Here is a 22,581-nt window from a genome sequence, read left to right on the forward strand (position 1 = left end):
CGTTGGAGCGATCGGTCCGCAAGTTCGACGGGTGCGCGGACGGCTTCGGTGGAGTTCCGGGACCACCGCAGCATGATCCGGCCGGCGCGACCGCCCGGATCATCTGCGTTCATGGTCGGCTCAAGGCGCCAGCGTCCATTGCTGCGATCCCGCCGCCGAGGCCGAGGTGGTCAGCAGCTGGTTGCCGACGGAGGTGCCGTTCTGGCTCATGACCTCGACCGGATAGCTGCGCACCGCGATCGTGCCGGCCGCAGCGTCGTAGCGGAAACGTTGGCTGTTGTTGCCGGTGCAGGTCCAGATGACGAGCTGCGCGCCGTCGCCATAGCTGCCGCTATTGTCGAGGCAGTAGTGCGGGTCCTGCATGCTGCGGATCATGCCGCTGGCATCGTCGTAGCTCCAGGTCTGGTTGGCGGCGCCGGTGCAGTACCACTGGATCACGGCGGTGCCGTCGGCCATCGCGCCGCCGCTGGCGTCCATGCACAGCGCCGACGTGCGATTGACGATGCGGACCGGCTGGCGCGCTGGCGCTGTGGCGGTGGGGACCGGCGCGTAGACGACGCCGAGCTTGTCGATCTCGTCACCGGACCGGCCGTGGAAGCCGGTGATCTGCCAGCCGCTCGGTGCGGTGTAGCTGGTGCAGCTCGACGTCGTCGTGCCGCCCGACAAAGTGCGGCCCGCGCTGGTGCCGAACGCGACCCGGAAGATGCGCGTGTGGCCCTGATACTGATCACTGCACAGATTGACCGAGGTGAGATATTCGCCGCTGCCGAGCGCCAGGCTCTGCGCCGTGCCGCCGGTGCCGCCATGGCTGTAGACATAGCCGTTGGACAGCGTCAGCTCGACCTGGTCGACCCGGGCTCCGGTGCGGATGGTCAGCTTGCTCGCTACCGGGTTGGCCGGCAGCGCCGAGACGTCGTTGTAGCTCGTGCCATGCGGCCCGCCGAACTGGTCGCTCAGCCTGCGGCTCGCGGCCGTGGCGAAGCTCCAGTCGACCTCGACCGGATGATGATCGGAGAGCTGCGCGCCGTTCGAGTCCAGCGCGTCCTGGCGGTCGGCATAGTTGGACGCCTGCAGGTTCAGGAAGCCGTTGTTCCGCCACAGCACCTTGTCGACGATCTCGCAATCCGGCCGCGCCGTCTGGGTGCCGCCGCAGACCAGCGGGTCGCCGATCGGCGGCACGCTGCCGCCGCGCACCGTCTCGATCCACGCATCGCTGAAGCCGTGATGCAGGAATTCCCACATGTTCTGGCCGGCCCGGGTGTAGCGCGTGTTGGTGTCGCCCATCACCATGACGGCGTTGCCGGCCGAATTCGCCTCGATGTAGCTCAGGATCTGCGCCACGTCGGACTCGCTGTAGGCGAGATCGGTGGAGGACGTGCCGGACTGGGCGTGCAGGTTGTAGAAGTCGAGATAGACGCCTTCGGCCAGCCGTGTGCGGATCAGCGAGAAGCCCTTCGGAGTCAGCGCGTCCGAATCGGCGCGCTTGGTCCAGGTCACGCGATCGAGATCGTCGAACGAATAGGCGCTGAGCGTATTCATGCCGTCGCCGATGCCGGCCGTGCCCGAGGTCGGCGTGCGATAGGGATGGTTGTCGCAGGTGTCGTAGAGCGCGGCGTGCCAGAGAAAATCTTCCTGCACGTTGACGATGCCGAACTGGCGCAGATAGCAGCTGATCACGCGCGAATGCGCGTCGCTGCCGCCATTGTAGGCGGTCGGCGTTTCCGCCACGTTGTAGGTCAGCGTGCTGAACGTTCCGTCTGCGGCGTGCAGCGCGCTGCCGAGCAGGCTGGTGCATCCAAGCGCGATTGCGCCCGCCCATAGGCGAAGTGTCATTGGTCGATTCCCCTCGATGATGCCGGATAGCGGGGCGCGCGATATCACCTGCCGCGTGTCGGCCTGATGACGGATCGATGCATGTTCTGCGCGCGGCGTGTCGGGATGGCAGATGCGAGCGGGGGTTGCGTCGTGTGCGCACGACCGATCCGCCTGCGCTCTGCGATCGACCGCGGCCATGGCAGCGGTTGCGAATGACGAGCGCCGAGGAACTGACCGACGCCGACTCCTCCTCGCCCTGCACGGAAACACGCCGCACGCCATACTCTGCTCGGGGGACGCTGAGGGGACGCTGAACTGCTAGCAAGCCCGGCATCAGGTGATGGAGATGACGGACATGCAGCCAAACGAGGCTCGGCCGCGGCGCAAGCTGCCGATGATCCCCCGCGCGGTGTTGGCCGCTAGCATCCTCGCCGTCTTCCTGTTCCTGCACGTCGTCGCAGCCACGATGCTGCGGGGCGATGCCACGCGAAGCGGAGCGCAGGCCGATGGGACTGCAACGCTCCAGCCCTACGATTGACGATCCCCGCTCATTTTCAACTTCATCAGCCGGAGCTATTTCATGGCCGGACCAGGATCATTTCTGCTGCTCAGCGCCGCCGTTTTCTTTGGTGCCTTCGTTTCCGGCCTGGCCGGGTTCGCCTTTTCCGCCGTGGCCGGCGCGATCCTGCTGCACAGTCTGCAGCCTTTGGAGGCCGTGCCGTTGATGATGGCGTGCAGCGTCGGCGTGCAGGCGACGAACCTCTGGGCGCTTCGCAGCAGCATCCGCTGGAAGGACAGTTTCGTCCTGATCCTGGGCGGCCTGCTGGGCGTCCCCCTCGCGCTTTGGCTGCTGCACAATGCGGACGCGCGCGTGTTTCAGCAGGTGTTTGGCGCGACGATCGCGATCTACGCCGGCTACATGCTGTTCAAGCCGGCGCTGGGCAGCCTTCAACCGATGAACCGAGGCCGCACCGCCATCGTCGGATTCGGCGGCGGTCTCATCGGCGGCCTCACGGCGATGCCGGGTGCGCTGCCGACGATCTGGTGCGAGATGCATGGCTTGCCGAAGACCGAGCAGCGCGGCCTCGTCCAGCCGTTCATTGCCGCCATTCAGCTCGCCTCGCTCGCGGTGATGCTGGCCCGGCAGGATCTGTCGTCCAAGGTGATCATCGATCTCGCCTTGAGCATCCCGGCGCTGTTCGCCGGCACGGCGCTCGGCATCCTCGCCTTCCGCAGGATCAACGACGCGCTGTTCAGGAAGATCATCCTGGGCATCCTGCTGCTGTCGGGAGTGCTGCTGGTCGTGTGACCGGACGAAGGAACACGGTCACCGCGGCTCTGCTGCATGAACGAACGCAATTGCGTTTATGCGTTGTCCACCACCTTTACCGCATTTGGCCGCCGCAGTCCTCCGGAGCGGGATCGGCGAATTCAACCTCAGCCTTCAAGCGTTCTCCGGGGAGGCGAGGATCGCCGCGGGCGCGAGTGGCGAAAGCTACGACTGCGTTGCGCAAATGAGGCAGGGCCTGTGCGCGGAAATCTGCCAAGCACATCGTTTCCTGCCCCCGCCCACGACGGGGACTATATCTGTAGCTGTGATAAAGTTGTGCGACGTTGAAGGTGAACGTAAGTCTCAAACGGTCTGTTGACCACGACAGCTTCGATTTGACCATGAACGTGATGTCGTCGAAGCAGAAGTCGAACCAGAATTCGTTCTTCGGCACGGAGCCGAAGATGCCCCTCAGTTCGTAGCCGCTGTCAGGATCGAATACCTTGCGGCGATTTTCAGGGTCGGGGATGAACGCCAAGACGTTATTCCGGCTTGCTTCGCTGTCCACGTCGACGGTCATTGGTTGACGGATCAAGGACCTCGAGGACTGTTCCGGTCCCGATCAATCTATAGCCTTCCTGGATGCACCATTCGCGACCGGGATAGATCTGACCGTCCAGCCCCGGCCAGTTCAGGAATTGGACAACAGTCTCGATGCTTTCCCCTGGATGGAGCGCCAGACCAGCAGGCAAGTCGATGAGTCCCAGGGTCATGTTGCGATTCTCAGAGCCGAAGAAATTGTGGTTGGGACGATAGCCCGCACGAACCGGCTGCGTCCGGCCGCTATCCTCGCCCGGCAGCAACCTAATTATGGCGCGGACATGGATGATGTCTTCGTGCATCGGGTTCGATCCTGGCGACATCGTAGCCGGTAAGCATGAGCGGACAAGGGGAGAGTCGGCACGAGGGGCACTGCGTTCGAGCGGTGTGTCCAGGGCCTGGATCGGCGTGGTCGCGGGTCGTTGCGGTCGGGCAAAGATTTGTCTTTACGAATATCAGAAATCATGCTCTATTGCGCGCATCCCGCCTCACTCGGAGGGGCGTTGCGCGCGATCGTCACGACACGCGAGGCGGGGAGCGATGGCCGCGAGGGAGCCGCAGCGTATCCGCAAGGATGCGCGGACGAACGGCTTGGCGCGGACGTGAAGTCGCAGCGTGCTGACACCCCGACGCTGGTGTCACGTTCGCGACGGCGCTAACGCGCCGCGCGGGCAATGGTGGCCAACAAGCCCGGTGCACCAGGCAGACTGCGTATAAGCGTGAAGACCATCGCGCAGGGAATGCCGGTTGATCGGCTGAACCTGTGGTACCTGCCGCCTGCACTTTCTTCCGCAGGCGGGCCATGGGCGAGGCCATCGTCCGGCATTCCCTGCGCCCTCCGACCTCTTGGAGGGCGAACGAGGTCCAGCATAGCTCGGGCGCAGCCGCGTCGCGGGAGCGTGTTGCATGTCTTCACCGCCGGCGGCGCGGGGCTCGCGGACACGGGAGCAGGCATGCGGCTCCGGGATCACCCGAAATCTCAACCTGGTCAGAATCCCTTCGCTGCCGCAATGGCTTGGCCGGACGACTTAAATTCCAGATGGCAGTCCGGGGGCAGGCTGTGTATAAGGCGCGCGCCGCCGTGCGGGGAACAAGCGTGCGGCCGTCCAGAGGGAGTAGAAAGCCATGACGGAGCGCTGGAGCCCGGAGAGCTGGCGGTCCAAGCCGGTGCAGCAGGTGCCCGACTATCCCGACCAGAAGGCGCTGGCCGAGGTCGAGGCGCAGCTTGCGACCTTTCCGCCGCTGGTGTTCGCCGGCGAGGCGCGCAACCTGAAGAAGGCGCTGGCGCGGGTGGCGGCCGGCGATGCGTTCCTGCTGCAGGGCGGCGACTGCGCCGAGAGCTTTGCCGAGCACGGCGCCAACAACATCCGCGACTTCTTCCGCGTGCTGCTGCAAATGGCTGTCGTCATGACCTATGCCGGCGCGGTGCCGGTGGTGAAGGTTGGCCGCATCGCCGGCCAGTTCGCCAAGCCGCGCTCCTCGCCCACCGAAAAGATCGATGGCGTCGAGCTGCCGAGCTATCGCGGCGACATCGTCAACGACACCGCCTTCACCGCCGAGGCGCGTATCCCCAATCCGCAGCGTCAGCTCGACGCCTACCGGCAGTCGGCGGCGACGTTGAACCTGCTGCGGGCGTTTGCCACCGGCGGCTTCGCCAATCTCGGCAGCGTGCATCAGTGGATGCTCGGCTTCGTCAAGGATTCACCGCAGTCGCGCCGCTACAAGGAGCTCGCCGACCGCATCTCGGAGGCGCTCAACTTCATGCGCGCCTGCGGCCTCGACCTCGAAAGCCATCCGGAGCTGCGCGCCACCGACTTCTACACCAGCCACGAGGCGCTGCTGCTCGGCTACGAGCAGGCCTTCACCCGTGTCGATTCCACCACCGGCGACTGGTACGCGACCTCTGGCCATTTCATCTGGATCGGCGACCGCACCCGCCAGCTCGATCACGGCCATGTCGAATATTTCCGCGGCATCAAGAACCCGATCGGCCTGAAATGCGGCCCATCGCTGAAGCCGGACGAACTGCTCAAGCTGATCGACATCCTCAACCCCGACAACGAGCCGGGACGGCTGACGCTGATCAACCGCTTCGGCGCCGACAAGGTCGGCGATCATCTGCCGGGACTGATCCGCGCGGTCCAGCGGGAAGGGCGCAAGGTGGTGTGGTCGTGCGATCCGATGCACGGCAACACCATCACCTCGACCTCGGGCTACAAGACGCGGCCGTTCGACCGCATCGTGTCCGAGGTGCGCGCGTTCTTCGCGGTGCATGCCGCGGAGGGCACCCATGCCGGCGGCATCCATCTCGAGATGACCGGCAAGGATGTCACCGAGTGCATCGGCGGCGCGCGGGCGATCACCGACGAGGATCTCAACGACCGCTATCACACGGTGTGCGATCCCAGGCTGAACGCCGAGCAGTCGATCGACATGGCGTTCCTGATCGCCGAGCTGCTCAAGCAGCAGCGCGGCGGCAAGTCCGCACCGATGCCGGCGGTCGCGGGCTTCTGATGCTGCGCATCTGGCGCGCGACGCTCAACTCGCGCAATGGCCTGGCCTTCGCGCTCCGCTCCGAGCAGGCGGTGCGCGAGGAGGTCGTCGCATTCCTGCTGGCGCTGCCGCTGGCCTATGTCATCGGCGTCACGCCGATGCGCAGCGTCGAGCTGGTCTGCGCGGTGGTGCTGGTGCTGGTCGTCGAGCTGCTGAACACCGCGATCGAGAAGCTCGCCGACCGCCTGACCACCGAGCACGATCTGCAGATCGGCCGGGTCAAGGATCTCGGCTCGGCCGCAGTCGGCGTCGCGCTGCTGATGTCGGGCTGCTTCTGGCTGTTCGCGATCGCCGAGCGGCTCGGGCTGCTGTGAATGAGTTGAGCGATGGCCGCTGACTTCTTCAGGATCACGCTGGCCCAGCTCAACCCGACGGCCGGCGACATCGCGGGAAATGCCGCGAAGGCGCGCGAGGCGCGGGCGAGGGCGGCGGCCGACGGCGCCGATCTCGTGGTGCTGCCGGAGCTGTTCCTGGCGGGGCATCCATCCCGGGACCCGGTGCTGAAGCCGGCATTTCAGGCCGCGTGCCGGGCCGCGATCGAGGCGCTCGCGCGCGAGACCGCCGATGGCGGGCCGGCGGTGCTGATCGGCACGCCCTGGACCGAGGACGGCAAGCTCTACAATGCCTGCGTGCTGCTCGACGCCGGCCGCATCGCCGCGACGCGCTTCAAGGCCAACCTGGCCGATGGTGATCAGAAGCGCGTGTTCACGCGCGGCCCGGCGGCCGGCCCGCTCAGCGTGCGGGGCGTCCGCATCGGGGTCGCGATCGGCGAGGACATCTCGCTCGAAGACTCCTCGAACTACGAAAACGTCGTCGAGACGCTGGCGGAAACCGGGGCCGAGCTCATCGTCGTGCCGAGCCGCTCATGCTACGTGCGCAGCGGCGGCGACCGGCGCCTGTCGGCCGCCGTGGCCCGCGTCACCGAAAGCGATCTGCCGCTCGTCTGGCTCAACCAGGTCGGCGGTCAGGACGGCGAGGTGTTCGACGGCGCGTCCTTCGCGCTGAACGCCGATCTCTCGGTGGCGGCACAGCTCCCGGGCTTCGTCGCTGAAGTCGCGACCTTGGCATGGAGCAGGGGAGACGATGGCTGGCAGTGCCGGGGACCGGTCACCACGCTGATCGAGGGCGAAGAGGCGGACTACGCGGCCCGCGTGCTCGGCCTGCGCGACCACGTCGAGAAGCACGGCTTCACCGGCATCGTGCTCGGCCTGACCGGAGCCATCGAGTCGGCGCTGGCCGCAGCCCTGGCGGTCGATGCGCTCGGGTCCGGCAAAGTCCGCGGCGTGATGCTGTCCGGACCCGGCACGTCGCAGGCGTCGCTGGATCAGGCCATGGCGGTCGCGGCGCGACTCGGCTTCGCCGCCGAGCGGGTACCGATCGCGGCCGCCGTCGAAGGCTTCGAGCGCGCGCTGCCCGGGCCGCTTGCGGGAAGCGCCCGTCATCAATTGCTGGCCCGCGTCCGCGCGACGCTGCTGATGGCACTGGCGAGCCTGTCCGGCGCGCTGGCCGTTGTCGTCGGCGCCACGGCCGAGATCGGCGACGTGGCTGGCGGGTTTGCGCCGCTCGAAGGCATCGGCCCGGCACAGTTGCGTCGTCTCGCAGCATTGCGAAACCGCTGGCGGTTCGCTGACGCGCTGGGACCGTCGGGCGAGGTCATCTCGCCCGCTCTGATCACGAGTCCGCTGGAGGCGCGCGACGACCGGGCGCTTGCCGACCGCGCGTCATCAGACGCGTTCGAGGGATGACGCCCATGGCCCGGCGACTGACTCGATCAGCGCTGCGGGATGAAAGTCGGTCCGACCGTGCGGATCTGCTTGTCGCCGCCAGCGCTGGTCGTGATGTCCGCGGTCGCTGGCGCTGCGGCCTCGGCCGGCGCGGCACCCTTCCTGGCGACGTTCGCCGGCGCCCTGCCGGTCTGGCGCTGCTGCATGCGCTTGGCGCTCTCCTCGGTGACGATGATGTCGCCCTGCTCGGCGGCGGTGGCTCGGTCGTCGATCGACTTCAGTGCCTCCGCCCAGGTCTGGCCCGGCGCCTTGCAGGAACAGCTCGGGTTGAACTCGGTGCGGAACTTGAAGGCATTCGGCAGCGCGGTGTAGGGCTGACCGTTGACCGAGACCGCCTGGTTCATGTCTTCGCCGGGATTGCGATAGGTGAACAGCGTCGCGTCGGCGGCAGGGCATTGCGCCTTGCAGGCGCGCTCGTCGTCGGCGAAGCGGCCGGGAACGGTGGCAAACGAGATCGGGAAATAGGCGCCGTCGCAGCTGCGCACGCACACGGTCCGAAAGGTGCCCTGCGGCGCCGCGAGATCGGCGCTCGGCGGCGGCAGCGATGCGGCGGGATTGCTGTCGGCCCCGCCGCCGAACAGGCTGGTCAGGAAGTTGCCGCCGCCGCTGCGATTGGCGTTTGCATTGGCATATTGCTGGTACTGCGGGCCGCAATTGTTCTGGCCGAGGGCAACCAGCACCGAGCGGCGCTGGTTGTCGCGCTCACCGCCGAACCCACCGCTGCGCAGACGCTCCAGGCTGCCCATGATCTGGTCCAGGTTGGAGCGCATCTGCTGGATCTGGTTGTTCACCGGCTGGCATTCGGCCGCGCGGCCGTTGAAGATCGAAAAGAAGCCGGGGCTGTCGCAACCCATGCGCTTGGCCTGCATGCTGACGCGGTCGAGCTCGCCTTGCTGCTTGGCGGCCGCGTCCTGATAACGCCGGATCTGGTCCTCACGCGCGGGATCGCCGCCACCGCCGCGATCGATCGAGGCGAGCTGCGCTTCCAGACGTGGGCAGATCGGATTGACGCCGGCCTGCGGCCCGGGCGGGCCCGGCGGCATCTGCGCATAGGAATCGGAGCTGGATTGCGCCAGGGCGTGCGAGCCGGTCAGGGTCAGTCCGAGCAGCGCAGAGAGGGCCAACAGGCGCGGAGACAGGGATGCGATCAAGATGCGGTATTCCGGTCCATGGGTGCAGCCGCGGGACTAGCACAGAATTCGGAAAAATCGCGGCAGCGGCGGGCATCCCATAGCCGCTTTGTCGGGCATCGTCACGTCGTTTCCGGGGCGCCGGGGTGGCGGGAACCGCCGTTCCCGGCCGTCTCAGCGCTGGCAGGTGATCGCGACAAAGTCGCTGCAGCCGCCATGGGCGCAGTTTGCGCCGGCTTTCGGCACCGATCCGGTGATTTCATCGGGGTCGACGCGGCGATAGGAGGAGGCCTGTGCAAAATCCCGTGATTGGCAGTACGAGCGCGCAGCCGAGGCGCCGCAGCGGTCGCCCTTGGCGAGGCACTGGTCGACGCCGTAGCCGTCGGCTTCGTTGGCGATGATGAAGATGCGGCTCTCCGCCGTGGCGGTGGTCGCGGCGGCGAGGAGAACACAGCAGGCGAGCAGCGCCGGGGAGATTCGCATGGTGCACCGGTGGGTGTAGGAGACAACTCATGGTTAGGCCCAAAAGGTTAAAAATGATTAACCATGAGGCGGGGCGCGAGCATTTGGGCAGTGAAAGCGGCCGTTTTGCGGCTCTTGACGGAGACAGCCTGCTGCATCATGGTGAGTTTCATGAACGGTTTCCTCGCCATCTGCTGCATTTGCCGCGAGATTACGCGCTAGCGATTCGCTGGCTGAGGCCGTCTTTTCTCAACAGAGATGATCAGGACGCCCGGCCGGCAGGTCGGAAGCGTGATTCGTGCCGTTGCCGTCCGCTCGCGGTCGGTCGTTCGGCGTAGGACACCCGTTGCGCCTCGTCATGGACCTGTCGGTCCGGCGAGGCGGTGAGCACAGGGCATTCGGGGACGGACCATGGACTTGCGTTTGTACGACACCGCATCGCGGGAGAAGCGCCCCTTCGTGCCGCTCGATCGCAACAACGTCCGCATGTATGTCTGCGGACCGACGGTCTACGACTTCGCCCATATCGGCAATGCGCGCCCGGTGATCGTCTTCGACGTGCTGTTCCGGCTGCTGCGGCATCTCTATGGCGAAAAGCACGTCACCTATGTCCGCAACATCACGGATGTCGACGACAAGATCAACGCCCGCGCCGCGCGTGACTTTCCCGGGCTGCCGCTGAACGAGGCGATCCGGAAGGTTACCGAGGTGACGGCCAATCAGTTCCGCAGCGACGCGGCTGCGCTCGGCAGCCTGCCTCCGACCTTCGAGCCACGCGCCACCGAGTTCGTGCTGCCGCGCCCCGATGGCAAGGCGGATATGGTGACCCTGATCAAGCAACTGATCGCGCGTGGCCACGCCTATGAGGCGGGCGGCGAGGTGTTGTTCGACACCCGATCAATGCCGGACTATGGCGCGCTGTCGGGTCGCAAGCTCGACGAGCAGCTTGCCGGCGCGCGCGTGGCCGTCGACGCACACAAGAAGAACCCTGCCGACTTCGTGCTGTGGAAGCAGTCGTCGGAGGACGAGCCGGGCTGGGACAGCCCGTGGGGCCGCGGCCGCCCGGGCTGGCACATCGAGTGCTCGGCGATGAGCGCGGCCTATCTCGGTGAGGTCTTCGACATCCATGGCGGCGGGCTCGACCTGATCTTCCCGCATCATGAGAACGAGATCGCGCAGTCGCGTTGCGCCCATGGCACCTCAGTGATGGCGAACTACTGGCTGCACAACGAGTTCGTCCAGGTCGAGGGCGCGAAGATGTCGAAGAGCCTCGGCAATTTCGTCACCATTCGCGACCTGCTGGCGGACTGGCCCGGCGAGGTGCTGCGCCTCAACATGCTCAAGATGCATTATCGCTCGCCGGCGGACTGGACGGTCAAGGGCCTGGAGGAGAGCGCCAAGACGCTCGACGACTGGTATCGCGTCGCGGCCGATGCGCCGGGCGAGCAGCCGGAGCCTGAGATCATCGCGGCGCTCGTCGACGATCTCAACACGCCGCTGATGATCGCAGAGCTGCACGCGTTGCGGAGCCGTGCGGCGTCCGGCGGCGAGTTGGATCGCGCTGCCTTTGCCGGCTCGCTTCGCTTTGCGGGTTTCCTGTCGGAGACCGCCGTGCAATGGGAAGCGCGAAAGCAGCAGGCCAAGGGCGTGGACGCCGCCGAGGTCGAAGGCCTGATCGCCGAGCGTACCGCGGCCCGCGCGCGGAAGGACTTCAAGGAGTCCGATCGCCTGCGCGACGCGCTCGCGGCGATGGGCGTTGTATTGAAGGATGGCAAAGGCGCCGACGGCAAGCCGGTCACGACCTGGGAGATTGCGCGATGAGCAAGCCCGACACCCCGTTTCCGCGGCACTGGCTATACTACATCCTGCTCAAACTGGTGCTGATCGCGGGCGCAGTGGCGCTGGTCACGAAACTCTATGGCATGTGGTGACGCATGGGACAGGCTCTCCCGAGGCCCGCGCTGCGGCCGTTTCTTCCTGCTGATACGCCGCTGCTCGCCGCGATCTTCGTCGCCAGCATCCAGGGGCTGACAGGTGACGACTACAGCGAGGAGCAGCAGGAGGCCTGGGCGTCCGCTGCGGAGGATGAGACGGGCTTCGGCAAGAGGCTGGCATCCGAGCTCACCTTGATTGCGACCCTGCAGGGCTCGCCGGTCGGCTTCGCCGCGCTGAAGGGAAACGATCACATCGACATGCTCTACGTTCATCCGAACGCGGCGGGGCAGGGCGTCGGCGCCCTGCTATGCGACGCACTGGAAAAGCTGGCGGGCGCGCGCGGCACGACCGGTCTGTCGGTCGACGCCAGCGACACGGCGGTCGAATTCTTCCGCAAGCGCGGCTATGTCGCGCAGCAGCGCAACAGCGTCTCCATCAATGGCGAGTGGCTCGCCAACACCACGATGAAGAAGACGCTCGGCTCCGGGGGAGCGCAGGCATGAGCAGGGCAGGCACAAGCAGAGAACGACTTTATCTGTTCGACACCACCTTGCGCGACGGTGCGCAGACCAACGGTGTCGATTTCACGCTGGCCGACAAGCAGGCGATCGCGCGCATGCTCGACGATCTCGGCATCGACTATGTCGAGGGCGGCTATCCCGGCGCCAACCCGCTCGACACCGAGTTCTTCGCCGCCAAGCCCAAGCTCGGCCATGCCCGCTTCACTGCCTTCGGGATGACGCGCCGGGCAGGACGCTCGGTGTCCAACGATCCGGGCGTCGCCGCACTGCTGGACGCCAAGGCGGACGCGATCTGCTTCGTCGCGAAGTCATCCGCCTATCAGGTGCGCGTCGCGCTGGAGACCACCAACGAGGAGAACCTCGCCTCGATCCGCGACAGCGTGACGGCCGCAAAGGCCGCGGGACGCGAGGTGATGCTCGACTGCGAGCATTTCTTCGACGGCTACAAGGAGAACGCGGCGTTCGCCCTGGCCTGCGCACGCGCGGCCTATGAGGCCGGCGCACGCTGGGTCGTGCTGTGCGACACCAATGGCGGCACCATGCCGCACGAGATCGAAGCGATCGTCGGCGAGGTCGCCAAGCAGGTGCCGGGCGATCACCTCGGCATCCACGCCCATAACGACACCGAGCAGGCAGTCGCGAATTCGCTGGCCGCGGTCCGCGCCGGCGCGCGCCAGATCCAGGGCACCTTGAACGGGCTCGGCGAGCGCTGCGGCAACGCCAATCTGTGCTCGCTGATCCCGACATTGAAGCTGAAGACCGAGTTCTCTGAGCGCTTCGAGATCGCCGTCTCCGACGAGCAGCTCAGCGGCCTCGTGAAGGTCTCTCGGACGCTCGACGACATGCTGAACCGCGCCCCGAACCGGCACGCGCCTTATGTCGGCGAGAGCGCCTTCGTGACCAAGACAGGCATCCATGCCTCGGCCGTGCTGAAGGATCCGCAGACCTATGAGCACGTGCTGCCCGAGAGCGTCGGCAATCGCCGCAAGGTGCTGGTGTCGGACCAGGCCGGCCGCTCCAACGTGATCGCAGCACTGGAGCGCGGCGGCGTCCCCTTCAGCAAGAGCGATCCGAAGCTCACGCGCCTGGTCGAGGAGCTGAAGGAGCGCGAGGCCGCGGGCTATGCCTACGAATCCGCCAACGCCTCGTTCGAGCTGCTGGCGCGGCGTACACTGGGCTCGGTCCCGGAGTATTTTCGCGTCGAGCAGTTCGACGTCAATGTCGAGCAGCGCTACAACGCGGTCGGCGAGCGCGTCACGGTGGCGCTGGCCGTCGTCAAGGTTGACGTCGCCGGCGAGCGGCTGATCTCCGCGGCCGAAGGCAACGGTCCGGTCAATGCGCTCGACGTCGCGCTGCGCAAGGATCTCGGAAAATACCAGGGCTACATCGACGGCCTCAAGCTGATCGACTATCGCGTCCGCATCCTCAATGGCGGCACCGAGGCGGTCACGCGCGTGCTGATCGAAAGCGAGGACGAAAAGGGGGAGCGCTGGACCACGGTCGGCGTCTCGCCCAACATCATCGACGCCTCGTTCCAGGCGCTGATGGATTCGGTGTTCTACAAGCTGGTGAAGTCCGGCGCGCCGGGTTGAGGTGATGCATCCGTCATGGCGAGCGAAGCGAAGCAATCCAGGGCTGAATGCACGACTCTGGATTGCTTCGTCGCTTCGCTCCTCGCAATGACGCGGAGAGGGCAGGAGCAAACGCATGATCGACCACGTCTCAGTCGGTGTCAGCGATCTCGCCCGCAGCGCGCGGTTCTACGAGCGCACGTTGGCGCCGCTTGGTTTGACGCGCCTGGTCGAACGTCCCAGCACGATCGGCTTCGGCAAGAGTTATCCGGAATTCTGGATCAATCTGCGCGCCGGCATGGCGCGGGTATCCGCCGAGACGGGCTCGCACCTTTGCTTCCGTGCCAGGAGCTCCGACGACGTCGATGCATTCCACGCCGCGGCGCTGGAGGCAGGCGGTGTCTCGGACGGCGCACCGGGGCTGCGGCCGCATGACCGCGTCCGCTACTACGCCGCCTTCGTGCTCGATCCCGACGGCAATCGGATCGAGGCGGTGACGTTTCCGGCCGAATAGGGATCAGAGCCGCTTGGCGATCTCCGGCGCCATCTCGGTCTCTTCCTTGGCGACGCGGGCGGCGGCGTCGCGCAGGCGCGGCAGGATGTCCTCGACGCGTTCGGCCTTGAGCAGCTCGATCTGGAAGCCGGGGCGGATGAACTCGGTCTCGCGCATGTGGGCCAGCAGCGCGAACAGCGGTTCCCAGAAGCCGTCGATATTGGCCATCAGCACCGGCTTGGCGTGGCGTCCGAGCTGCTTCCAGGTCAACTGCTCGACCAGCTCTTCGAGCGTGCCGATGCCGCCGGGCAGCGCCACGAACGCGTCCGAATGCTCGAACATCAGCCGCTTGCGCTCGTGCATGTCCGGCGTGACGATGAGATCCTTCAGTGGCATCATGACCTCCTTCTTCACCAGGAAGTCGGGGATGATGCCGGTGACGTCACCGCCATGGTCCAGCACGGCCTTGGCGACCGCGCCCATCATGCCGATGGAGCCGCCGCCATAGACGAGCCTGACGCCGTTCTCGGCAAGCGCCTTGCCGAGTGCCTTCGCCGATTCGATGAAGCTGGGATTCGTCCCCGGGCCGGAGCCGCAATAGACGCAAACGGTGCGGATTTCAGTCATTGGAGCGGTGTGACACTGCAGTTGAAAGGCGTCAAGACGAGGGCGGAGGACGTGGATTCGCGGGCTTTCACGGGATGATGCAGGCTGAATGGGTCCATTTGTCCGAAAACGAGTATGCAAATACTGCGCCGCGGTAACGGATTCCGTCGACGTACCGGTGCATCCGGCGCCCGGACACTCTATATGACGCAGGCAACGCCCCGGCATCACAACATGCCAAAACACTCGCTGTTCCAGAACGTTTGATGCCGCCCGATTCCTCCTCCGAAGCAGCCGCCAACCAGCCGTCATCGTCCCTCGAGCAGGGAACGCTGGCCGGTACGCTGCGCCATTTGTGGCCCTTCATCTGGCCGAGCGATCGCGCCGATCTGAAGATGCGCGTGCTGTGGTCCGTGGTGCTGCTGCTCGCGGCCAAGGTGGCGACGCTGGTTCTGCCTTTCACCTTCAAGTGGGCGACCGACGCGTTGACCGGCGCCAACACCGCGCCGATCGCGCCCGATAACTGGGCGTTCTGGCTGGTGGCCTCGCCGATCGTCATGACGGCAAGCTACGGCGGGATTCGGGTGCTGATGGCGGTGCTGACGCAGTGGCGCGACGGTATTTTTGCCCGTGTCGCCATGCATGCGGTGCGCAAGCTCGCGACCATCACCTTCGTCCACATGCACGAATTGTCGCTGCGCTTCCATCTGGAGCGCAAGACTGGCGGCCTGACCCGCGTGCTCGAGCGCGGCCGCAACGCGATCGAGACCATCGTGCGCATGGTGATCCTGCAGCTGATCCCGACCATCGTCGAGGTCTCGCTGCTGACCGCGGTGCTGCTGTGGCAGTTCGACTGGCGCTACGTGCTGGTCACGCTGACCATGGTCGCGGCGTATCTCTATTACACCTACATCGCGACCGAGTGGCGCATCGAGATCCGGCGCCGCATGAACGACTCGGATACGGACGCCAACACCAAGGCGATCGACTCGCTGCTCAACTACGAGACGGTGAAATATTTCGGCGCCGAGGCGCGCGAGGCGGAGCGCTACGACCGTTCGATGGAGCGCTACGAGCGGGCCAGCGTGAAGACCTATACCTCGCTGGCGGTGCTCAACGCCGGGCAGGCCGTGATCTTCACGGTCGGGTTGACGGTGGCCATGCTGATGTGCGCCCAGGGCGTGCGCCAGGGACGCAACACCGTCGGCGACTTCGTCATGATCAACAGCATGATGATCCAGCTCTATCAGCCGCTGAACTTCATGGGCATGGTCTATCGCGAGATCAAGCAGGCCATCATCGATATCGAGAAGATGTTCGGCGTGCTCACGCGCGATGCCGAGGTGAACGACGCGCCCGGAGCGGCGCCTTTGGTGGTGACCTCCGGCAACGTCCGCTTCGAGGATGTCCGCTTCGCCTATGAGCTGGAGCGGCCGATCCTGCAGGGGCTCAGCTTCGAGGTGCCGGCGGGCAAGACGGTCGCGATCGTGGGGCCGTCCGGTGCTGGCAAGTCGACCATCTCGCGGCTGCTGTTTCGGCTCTACGACGTCTCCGGCGGCCGCATTCTGATCGATGGCCAGGACATCCGCGATGTTACCCAGGTGTCGCTGCGCGCCCAGATCGGGATGGTGCCGCAGGATACCGTGCTGTTCAATGACACCATCCGCTACAACATCCGCTACGGACGCTGGGATGCGGACGACGCCGCTGTTGAGGAGGCGGCGAGGCTGGCCCAGATCGACGGTCTGATCCGGATGGCGCCGAAGGGCTACGAGACCCAGGTGGGAGAGCGCGGCCTCAAGCTCTCCGGTGGCGAGAAGCAGCGCGTCGCGATTGCCCGCACCATCCTGAAGGGGCCGCCGATCCTCGTGCTGGACGAGGCGACCTCGGCGCTGGACAGCCATACCGAGCACGAGATCCAGGAGGCGCTCGATGGCGTGTCGCGCAACCGCACCTCGCTCGTGATCGCGCACCGGCTTTCGACCATCGTAGCGGCCGATGAGATCATCGTGCTCGACCGGGGTCGCATCGCCGAGCGCGGCACCCACGCCGAGCTGCTGGCCAAAAGCGGGCTGTATGCCGGCATGTGGAACCGGCAGCGCGAGGCCGAGGAGGCGCGCGAAAAACTGGCGCAGATCGGCGATGAGGCCACGGCGCCGAACCGCAATCCGCCTGATCGGGGCGAACCGGATGTCGCCGGGCCGGATCTGGCGGGACGGGTAGCCAGCGCCGCCGAATGATGCTGCGGACCGCCCTGATCTGAACTCAAGACTGCATTAAGGATTCATTTTGACCTTCGCCGGCCATCGACCTAGTCAAGGCGGCGGTCCGCTCTGAGGGTCAGAGCGACAACACTCAACGAAGCAGGCCATGTCGATCAGCAATTCCATCCGCGCTCAGATCCCGCCGATCCACCCGGAAGGCTACCCCTTCATCGGGGGATTTGCCCTCGTCAGCCTGATCCTGTTCTGGATATTCACCCCGCTCGGCTGGATCGGCACGCTGCTCACCGTCTGGTGCGCGCTGTTCTTCCGCGACCCGATCCGGGTCACGCCGCAGCGGGAAGGGCTGGTGGTGGCGCCGGCCGACGGACGCATCTCCATGATCACGCGCGCCCTGCCGCCGGCCGAGCTCGGCCTCGGCGACCGGCCGCTGCTGCGGGTCTCGATCTTCATGAGCGTGTTCAACGTCCATGTGAACCGCAGCCCGGTGGCCGGCCGGATCGAGAAGATCTCCTACCGTCCGGGTGCCTTCATCAATGCCGAGCTCGACAAGGCGAGCGAGGACAACGAGCGCAACTCGCTCGCGATCTCGACGCCGCATGGCCGCATCGGCGTGGTCCAGATCGCAGGCCTCGTGGCGCGCCGGATCGTGTCGTTCGTGCGCGAGGGGCAGACCATTGGCGCGGGCGAGCGCTTCGGCCTGATCCGCTTCGGCTCGCGGCTCGACGTCTATCTTCCTGACGGCACTGAGGTTCTGGTCTCGGAGGGGCAGACCGCCATCGCCGGCGAGACGATCCTGGCCGATTTCGACGTGCCCGTGCCCGGCCTGACGTTCCGGAGCCAGTGAACCGTCGCTGCCCGCTGGTGACCCATTAAGGAGACCTTGAGCCGTGTTCAGGCACAAGGTCCCGGACAAACCACACGTGGTGTGATCATGAGCTTCGATCTGAACTCTCCCGAACTGCGCCGCCGCCGTTTCCGCCCGATCCCGGTGCGGCTGCTGGTGCCGAACATGATCACCTTGCTGGCGATCTGCGCCGGCCTCACCGCAATCCGGCTGTCGACCGAGGGGCGGATGGAGCTCGCCGTCGGCGCCATCGTCTTCGCCGCCTTTCTGGACGGCATCGACGGCCGCATCGCCCGCATGATCAAGGGCCAGTCGAAGTTCGGCGCCGAGCTCGACAGCCTGGCCGACTTCGTCAATTTCGGCGTGGCGCCCGGCCTGATCCTGTACTTCTGGCAGCTCCATGAGCTGCACGACGGCGGCTGGATCGCCGCCATGATGTACGCCATCAGCGGCGGGCTGCGGCTGGCGCGCTTCAACGCCAGCATCGACGATCCCAACAAGCCGCCCTTCGCCGCCAATTTCTTCACCGGCGTGCCGGCCCCGCTCGGCGCCATCACCGTGCTGCTGCCCGTCTATCTGGCGTTCCTGGACCTGCCGAGGCCGCCGGCGCTGCTGACGGCGTTCTACACGCTGCTGATCGCCTTCCTGATGGTGTCGCGGCTGCCGGTGTTCTCCGGCAAGACCGCGCGGATGCGCGTCTCGCCCGAACTCGTGCTGCCGGTGTTCGCCGCGGTGGTGTTCTTCGTCGCGCTGCTGGTGGTCTATCCCTGGCACATCCTGTCGGCCGGATCGATCCTCTACATCCTGAGCCTTCCGTTCGGCTGGCGGCTGTATCGGCAGCAGGCGGCGCGGCACGCCGCGGTCCTTGGTGCCGCGGCTGCAGCGTCGCACGCCTCGTCTTCATCCACGACGGCTTTTGCGCCGACCGGCGTGCCGGCGGCGGAGCAGGGGCAGCGGCCGCCGGAACGGCTGCACTGAGCGCAGGGCGCCCCGACCGAGCCCGCGCTTTGCCGGCTTCGGCGCCTCAGTTATACCGGATGGCCAAGGACGGCCCGCGAATGCCGTCCGCATCATCCGGAGAAACGCCCGTGACAAGCACTGCCGCCGCGCCCCTCGCTGCTTCCGTCCTCGAGGTGCTCGCGCGCTATGACACGCCGACCATCTGCAACGCGATGGAGATCGTGGCGCCCGAGCGCCGCCTGATCGGCTACACGACCAAGCCGCTGGTGTGCCCGTTCCCGGACCTGCCGCCCATGGTCGGCTACGCGCGGACGGCGACGATCCGGTCCGTCGTCAAGTCGGGCCTGCCGGCGGACGAGCAGGCGAGGCGGCGCACCGACTACTACGAATATGTCGGCACCGGTCATGGTCCGCGCATCGTCGTGATCCAGGATATCGATGGCCCCGACATCGGCTACGGCGCGTTCTGGGGCGAGGTGCAGAGCAACGTCCACAAGGCGCTCGGCTGCCTCGGCGTGATCACGGATGGATCGATCCGCGACATTCCGCAATGGGCTGCCGGCTTCCAGGCTCTGGCGGGCTCGATCGGTCCGTCGCACGCGTGGGTGCATGCCGAGAGCTTCGGCGGCGAGGTCCGCGTCGCCGGGATGACCGTGCGCTCGGACGACCTGATCCACTCCGATCGCCATGGTGCGATCGTCATCCCCGCCGACATCGCCGCGAAGCTTCCCGAGGCGGCCGAGCTGTGCGCGCGCCGTGAAACGCCGATCCTGGACATCGCGCGGTCTGCGGATTTCTCGCTCGAGAAGCTCAAGGCCGCCTTGAAGCGGTCGGCGGAGATTCATTGAGCGTCGCTTCGCTCCGGTCCAAATGAGCGAGCCGTGCCGCTCGACGGTGCGGCTCGCCGGCCTTGCGCAGGGCGCTCGCCGAACTGCGACGCTGCAACCGCATCCGGATGACTACGGGGGGACGACTGAGCTTCGGCCGAAAATGTCGAACGCGGTGACGAATTACCCGCAAACAGGCCGGGACTCGCCGAAGGTTAAGCGGCCGTCGCTCGTTGAGAAGATTTTATCCATCAAGCTTTACCTGATGGCTAGCCCGTCCCGATAGGCATGTCGCCCGAGGGCGAAGGACATGCGCAGGCTGATATCGAAATCGAGGCCGTTGTTCGGGCGGGTCGACCGGACCGTCGACAGGATGGTTCGGCTGATCGGACATTTCGGCAGTGCCGCGATCGGCCTCTCGGCGATCGCGCTGGTGTGGGCCGGCATCTTCTACACGATCTCCGAAGAGTATACGCGCACCGAGCAGTCGGCGCTGAAGAACGGCGCCAATCTGGCCCGCGCGTTCGAGGAGCAGATCATCCGCTCGATCCGCGCGGCAGATCAGACCTTGCTCTACGTCCGCGACTCCTATGCCAGGGACCCGCACAACTTCGACATGTCGCTATGGTCGAAGAACAGCCAGTTCCTGTCCGACTTCTCGTTTCAGGTCGTCGTGATCGGCAAGGACGGCATCATGCTGTCTAGCAACATCGATCCGAAGATGCGCGGCCTCGACCTGCGCGACCGCGAGCACTTCCGCGTTCATGCCGACGGCAAGGATGATTTTCTCTTCATCAGCAAGCCGATCTTCGGCCGTGTCTCCAACAAATGGTCGATCCAGTTGACCCGCCGCATCATCATGCCGGACGGTTCGTTCGGCGGCGTGGTGGTGGTCTCGCTCGACCCCGAATATCTGTCGAGCTTCTACAATTCGGTCGATCTCGGCAAGAAGGGCAATGTCACACTCCTCGGTCTCGACGGCATCGTGCGCGCACGGGCCTCGGCCGGTCCGGGGGGCGTGGGATCCTCGCTCGCCGGCAGCCCGGTGATGAGCGCCATTCAGCACAGAAGCAGCGGCTTCTACACCTTCAAAAGTCTGATCGACGGCATCACGCGCATCTACTCGTTCCAGCGCATCAAGGATCTGCCGCTGGTGGTCATCGTCGGTCAGGCCTCCGAGGAGATCTTCAGCGCCTTCAAGCTCAACCGCGATCGTGATCTGCTGGTCGGGGCGTTGCTGACGGTGGTCATCGGCATCATCACGATCCTGATTGCGCGCTATCAGGCGGGACTTGCCGCCTCACGCGATGCCGCCGAGGCAGGTACGCGGGCGCGCTCCGAATTCCTGGCGATGATGAGTCATGAGATCCGCACGCCGATGAACGGCGTCATCGGCCTTGCCGATCTCTTGCTGTCGGCGGACCTCGCGCCGGAGCAGCGCAAGATCGCGACAACCTTGCGCGAGTCGGCCGATTACCTGCTGCAACTGCTCAACGATGTCCTCGATTTCTCCAAGCTCGATGCCGATCGTCTGGAGATCGAGCACATCGAGTTCGACCTGCACCGGTCGGTGACGGCGACCGCCGAGTTGCTGGTGTCCCGCGCCAGGGAAAAGGGCCTGCAACTGACGACGTCGATCGCGCCGGACGTGCCGAACTACGTGGTCGGCGATCCCGCGCGGCTGCGCCAGGTGCTGTTCAACCTGGTCGGCAATGCGCTCAAATTCACCGAATCGGGCGGCGTCCATATCGATGTGCGTGCCGAGAACCTTGCCGGGCCGAACCTGACGCTGGTGTTCTCGGTCGCCGATACTGGCGTCGGCATTCCCGCAGACGCCGTCAGCCGGCTGTTCAAGCAGTTCTCGCAGGTCGACAATTCCATCTCGCGCCGCTTCGGCGGCACCGGTCTGGGGCTCGCGATCTGCAAGCGCCTCGTCACCTGCATGGGCGGCGACATCAAGGTGCAGAGCAAGGTGGGCGAGGGCAGCACTTTCACCTTCTCGATCCAGGTCCAGCCGCAGCCGGACGTCGAGCAGGTGAGCGCGCCCGAGGCGACCATCGTGCCGGTCGGCGAGACGATCGCCGAGGAACGTCCGGGCAGCCTCGCGCCGCTGAAGATCCTCGTTGCCGAGGACAATCTGACCAATCAGTTCGTCATCAAAAAGCTCCTGGACAAGCTTGGTCACGGCTACGACATCGTCGAGAACGGCACGCAGGCAATCGCAGCCGTGCAGAAGCAGCCTTACGACCTCGTGCTCATGGACATGATGATGCCCGAGATGGACGGGCTCACGGCGACGCGGATGATCCGTTCGCTGCCGCCGCCCGCGCAGGACATCTACATCGTCGCTCTGACGGCCAACGCCACCAGCCAGGATCATCTGGCGTGCACCGACGCCGGCATGAACGACTTCGTGACCAAGCCGGTCACGCGCGATCGACTGAATGCCGCTCTGCTTCGCGCGGCCGCTGCTACACACAAGGAAAGGCTTGTCGCATGACCGACTGGGTGCAATTCGACGAATCCGTCTATCAAATCCTGGTCTCCGAGCTCGGCGAGGAGGATGCGCTGGAGGTCCTGCGCACGTTCCTCGACGACACGTCCGGAAAGTTCGGCACGCTTGCGGCCAAGTTCGAGGATCGCCTCGAACTCAGGCGCGAGGCGCATTCGATCAAGAGCTCGTCGGCGACGTTCGGTTTCTCGGCGCTGTCGCGCCTGTCGCGCGAACTCGAGGTGGGATCGGCGACGATGGAGCCGGCGCAGATGCTGGAGATGGTCCACAAGATGCAGCGATCATTCGACCAGTCAGCCGTCTTCGCCGCGGCGAACCTGCTCAAGTCCGGATCGTCGGTCGCTTGAGCGAGGTCGGCGTCGTCTGCGGCGCTGCTGTTTACCTTTCATTATGCCTACCGAATTCAGTAACTCGTCCTTAATGGCGGACATTTAGTGTCGTGACATGCGGTCCAGAAGCACCGCGTCGGTCCG

At 65.9% G+C, this 22,581-nt stretch carries 20 protein-coding genes and 1 pseudogene; 15 read left to right on the plus strand and 6 right to left on the minus strand.

Translation table 11 applies throughout. The features are described from left to right. Positions 1–120 precede the first annotated feature (120 nt). On the minus strand, positions 121–1,833 hold the full coding sequence (locus ACQR2C_RS11660) for a jacalin-like lectin (RefSeq protein WP_434881168.1): 1,713 nt from the start codon (positions 1,831–1,833) through the stop codon (positions 121–123). Between the two features lie 328 nt (positions 1,834–2,161). Here ACQR2C_RS11660 and ACQR2C_RS11665 point away from each other — a divergent pair, with 328 nt between their 5' ends. Then, positions 2,162–2,353: a hypothetical protein gene (locus ACQR2C_RS11665; RefSeq protein WP_434881169.1), complete on the plus strand. Its 192-nt coding sequence runs from the start codon at positions 2,162–2,164 to the stop codon at positions 2,351–2,353. A 42-nt stretch (positions 2,354–2,395) separates the two neighbouring features. Further along, entirely contained in the window at positions 2,396–3,124 is a 729-nt protein-coding gene (locus tag ACQR2C_RS11670) for a sulfite exporter TauE/SafE family protein (RefSeq protein WP_434881170.1), read from the plus strand. Positions 3,125–3,200: 76 nt separating this feature from the next. On the opposite strand, the gene ACQR2C_RS11675 is transcribed toward ACQR2C_RS11670, so the two are convergent. Both ACQR2C_RS11675 and ACQR2C_RS11680 read right to left on the minus strand, forming a co-directional pair. Then, positions 3,201–3,665, minus strand: a complete 465-nt coding sequence (locus ACQR2C_RS11675) for a hypothetical protein (protein WP_434881171.1) — start codon at positions 3,663–3,665, stop codon at positions 3,201–3,203. Further along, entirely contained in the window at positions 3,628–3,987 is a 360-nt protein-coding gene (locus ACQR2C_RS11680) for a hypothetical protein (RefSeq protein ID WP_316180673.1), read from the minus strand. Before ACQR2C_RS11680 ends, ACQR2C_RS11675 begins: the two co-directional genes overlap by 38 nt. An 823-nt stretch (positions 3,988–4,810) precedes the next feature. Here ACQR2C_RS11680 and ACQR2C_RS11685 point away from each other — a divergent pair. Genes ACQR2C_RS11685 through ACQR2C_RS11695 form a run of 3 tightly spaced genes read left to right on the plus strand, consistent with a single transcriptional unit; the run spans position 4,811 to position 7,983 of the window. Continuing rightward, complete coding sequence (locus tag ACQR2C_RS11685) at positions 4,811–6,199, plus strand: class II 3-deoxy-7-phosphoheptulonate synthase (protein ID WP_316180675.1); 1,389 nt, start codon at positions 4,811–4,813, stop codon at positions 6,197–6,199. After that, positions 6,199–6,552, plus strand: coding sequence for a diacylglycerol kinase (locus ACQR2C_RS11690; protein WP_434881172.1), 354 nt, complete (start codon positions 6,199–6,201; stop codon positions 6,550–6,552). Before ACQR2C_RS11685 ends, ACQR2C_RS11690 begins: the two co-directional genes overlap by 1 nt. A 12-nt stretch (positions 6,553–6,564) precedes the next feature. Further along, positions 6,565–7,983: a nitrilase-related carbon-nitrogen hydrolase gene (locus ACQR2C_RS11695; RefSeq protein ID WP_434881173.1), complete on the plus strand. Its 1,419-nt coding sequence runs from the start codon at positions 6,565–6,567 to the stop codon at positions 7,981–7,983. 26 nt (positions 7,984–8,009) lie between these two features. Here ACQR2C_RS11695 and ACQR2C_RS11700 read toward each other — a convergent pair whose 3' ends face one another. Together ACQR2C_RS11700 and ACQR2C_RS11705 are read right to left on the minus strand one after the other, a co-directional pair. Further along, entirely contained in the window at positions 8,010–9,173 is a 1,164-nt protein-coding gene (locus tag ACQR2C_RS11700; protein WP_434881174.1) for a DUF2865 domain-containing protein, read from the minus strand. A gap of 153 nt (positions 9,174–9,326) precedes the next feature. Beyond that, positions 9,327–9,635, minus strand: a complete 309-nt coding sequence (locus ACQR2C_RS11705; protein ID WP_316180680.1) for a hypothetical protein — start codon at positions 9,633–9,635, stop codon at positions 9,327–9,329. Between the two features lie 390 nt (positions 9,636–10,025). Between ACQR2C_RS11705 and cysS the strand changes: the two genes are divergently transcribed. The 4 genes from cysS (at position 10,026) to ACQR2C_RS11725 (ending at position 14,155) form a co-directional block, all read left to right on the plus strand. Next, positions 10,026–11,435, plus strand: coding sequence for a cysteine--tRNA ligase (gene cysS / locus ACQR2C_RS11710; protein ID WP_434881175.1), 1,410 nt, complete (start codon positions 10,026–10,028; stop codon positions 11,433–11,435). A gap of 113 nt (positions 11,436–11,548) precedes the next feature. Beyond that, positions 11,549–12,052, plus strand: coding sequence for a GNAT family N-acetyltransferase (locus ACQR2C_RS11715; RefSeq protein WP_315803090.1), 504 nt, complete (start codon positions 11,549–11,551; stop codon positions 12,050–12,052). After that, positions 12,049–13,662, plus strand: coding sequence for a citramalate synthase (gene cimA, locus ACQR2C_RS11720; RefSeq protein ID WP_434881176.1), 1,614 nt, complete (start codon positions 12,049–12,051; stop codon positions 13,660–13,662). Before ACQR2C_RS11715 ends, cimA begins: the two co-directional genes overlap by 4 nt. Positions 13,663–13,777: 115 nt before the next feature. After that, the gene (locus ACQR2C_RS11725; protein ID WP_315803092.1) at positions 13,778–14,155 is read left to right on the plus strand and encodes a VOC family protein; all 378 of its coding nucleotides are present in this window, start codon (positions 13,778–13,780) and stop codon (positions 14,153–14,155) included. Positions 14,156–14,158: 3 nt separating this feature from the next. Here ACQR2C_RS11725 and ACQR2C_RS11730 read toward each other — a convergent pair whose 3' ends face one another. Further along, positions 14,159–14,761: a TIGR00730 family Rossman fold protein gene (locus ACQR2C_RS11730; RefSeq protein ID WP_434881177.1), complete on the minus strand. Its 603-nt coding sequence runs from the start codon at positions 14,759–14,761 to the stop codon at positions 14,159–14,161. 245 nt (positions 14,762–15,006) lie between these two features. Between ACQR2C_RS11730 and ACQR2C_RS11735 the strand changes: the two genes are divergently transcribed. The 6 genes and pseudogenes from ACQR2C_RS11735 (at position 15,007) to ACQR2C_RS11760 (ending at position 22,455) form a co-directional block, all read left to right on the plus strand. Then, complete coding sequence (locus ACQR2C_RS11735; protein ID WP_434881178.1) at positions 15,007–16,980, plus strand: ABCB family ABC transporter ATP-binding protein/permease; 1,974 nt, start codon at positions 15,007–15,009, stop codon at positions 16,978–16,980. Positions 16,981–17,104: 124 nt separating this feature from the next. After that, positions 17,105–17,809: pseudogene (locus tag ACQR2C_RS11740) on the plus strand (phosphatidylserine decarboxylase); the annotation flags it as partial. 87 nt (positions 17,810–17,896) lie between these two features. After that, positions 17,897–18,787, plus strand: coding sequence for a CDP-alcohol phosphatidyltransferase family protein (locus tag ACQR2C_RS11745; RefSeq protein WP_315803095.1), 891 nt, complete (start codon positions 17,897–17,899; stop codon positions 18,785–18,787). A 110-nt stretch (positions 18,788–18,897) separates the two neighbouring features. Further along, on the plus strand, positions 18,898–19,617 hold the full coding sequence (locus ACQR2C_RS11750) for an RraA family protein (protein ID WP_434881179.1): 720 nt from the start codon (positions 18,898–18,900) through the stop codon (positions 19,615–19,617). Positions 19,618–19,906: 289 nt separating this feature from the next. Then, entirely contained in the window at positions 19,907–22,096 is a 2,190-nt protein-coding gene (locus tag ACQR2C_RS11755; RefSeq protein ID WP_315803097.1) for a hybrid sensor histidine kinase/response regulator, read from the plus strand. Beyond that, positions 22,093–22,455 (plus strand): Hpt domain-containing protein, encoded by a 363-nt coding sequence (locus tag ACQR2C_RS11760; protein ID WP_315803098.1) that lies wholly within the window; start codon positions 22,093–22,095, stop codon positions 22,453–22,455. The genes ACQR2C_RS11755 and ACQR2C_RS11760 overlap by 4 nt, the downstream gene beginning before the upstream one ends. The last annotated feature ends 126 nt before the right edge of the window (positions 22,456–22,581 follow it).

This window comes from Bradyrhizobium sp. HKCCYLRH3061, from assembly GCF_051168015.1.
GTDB lineage: Bacteria > Pseudomonadota > Alphaproteobacteria > Rhizobiales > Xanthobacteraceae > Bradyrhizobium.

Coding starts and splice junctions, on each gene's coding strand:
- ACQR2C_RS11660 (WP_434881168.1), bottom strand. CDS start 1,833: ATGACACTTCGCCTATGGGCGGGCGCAATCGCGCTTGGATGCACCAGC.
- ACQR2C_RS11665 (WP_434881169.1), top strand. CDS start 2,162: ATGACGGACATGCAGCCAAACGAGGCTCGGCCGCGGCGCAAGCTGCCG.
- ACQR2C_RS11670 (WP_434881170.1), top strand. CDS start 2,396: ATGGCCGGACCAGGATCATTTCTGCTGCTCAGCGCCGCCGTTTTCTTT.
- ACQR2C_RS11675 (WP_434881171.1), bottom strand. CDS start 3,665: ATGACCGTCGACGTGGACAGCGAAGCAAGCCGGAATAACGTCTTGGCG.
- ACQR2C_RS11680 (WP_316180673.1), bottom strand. CDS start 3,987: ATGCACGAAGACATCATCCATGTCCGCGCCATAATTAGGTTGCTGCCG.
- ACQR2C_RS11685 (WP_316180675.1), top strand. CDS start 4,811: ATGACGGAGCGCTGGAGCCCGGAGAGCTGGCGGTCCAAGCCGGTGCAG.
- ACQR2C_RS11690 (WP_434881172.1), top strand. CDS start 6,199: ATGCTGCGCATCTGGCGCGCGACGCTCAACTCGCGCAATGGCCTGGCC.
- ACQR2C_RS11695 (WP_434881173.1), top strand. CDS start 6,565: ATGGCCGCTGACTTCTTCAGGATCACGCTGGCCCAGCTCAACCCGACG.
- ACQR2C_RS11705 (WP_316180680.1), bottom strand. CDS start 9,635: ATGCGAATCTCCCCGGCGCTGCTCGCCTGCTGTGTTCTCCTCGCCGCC.
- cysS (WP_434881175.1), top strand. CDS start 10,026: ATGGACTTGCGTTTGTACGACACCGCATCGCGGGAGAAGCGCCCCTTC.
- ACQR2C_RS11715 (WP_315803090.1), top strand. CDS start 11,549: ATGGGACAGGCTCTCCCGAGGCCCGCGCTGCGGCCGTTTCTTCCTGCT.
- cimA (WP_434881176.1), top strand. CDS start 12,049: ATGAGCAGGGCAGGCACAAGCAGAGAACGACTTTATCTGTTCGACACC.
- ACQR2C_RS11725 (WP_315803092.1), top strand. CDS start 13,778: ATGATCGACCACGTCTCAGTCGGTGTCAGCGATCTCGCCCGCAGCGCG.
- ACQR2C_RS11730 (WP_434881177.1), bottom strand. CDS start 14,761: ATGACTGAAATCCGCACCGTTTGCGTCTATTGCGGCTCCGGCCCGGGG.
- ACQR2C_RS11735 (WP_434881178.1), top strand. CDS start 15,007: ATGCCGCCCGATTCCTCCTCCGAAGCAGCCGCCAACCAGCCGTCATCG.
- ACQR2C_RS11745 (WP_315803095.1), top strand. CDS start 17,897: ATGAGCTTCGATCTGAACTCTCCCGAACTGCGCCGCCGCCGTTTCCGC.
- ACQR2C_RS11755 (WP_315803097.1), top strand. CDS start 19,907: ATGCGCAGGCTGATATCGAAATCGAGGCCGTTGTTCGGGCGGGTCGAC.
- ACQR2C_RS11760 (WP_315803098.1), top strand. CDS start 22,093: ATGACCGACTGGGTGCAATTCGACGAATCCGTCTATCAAATCCTGGTC.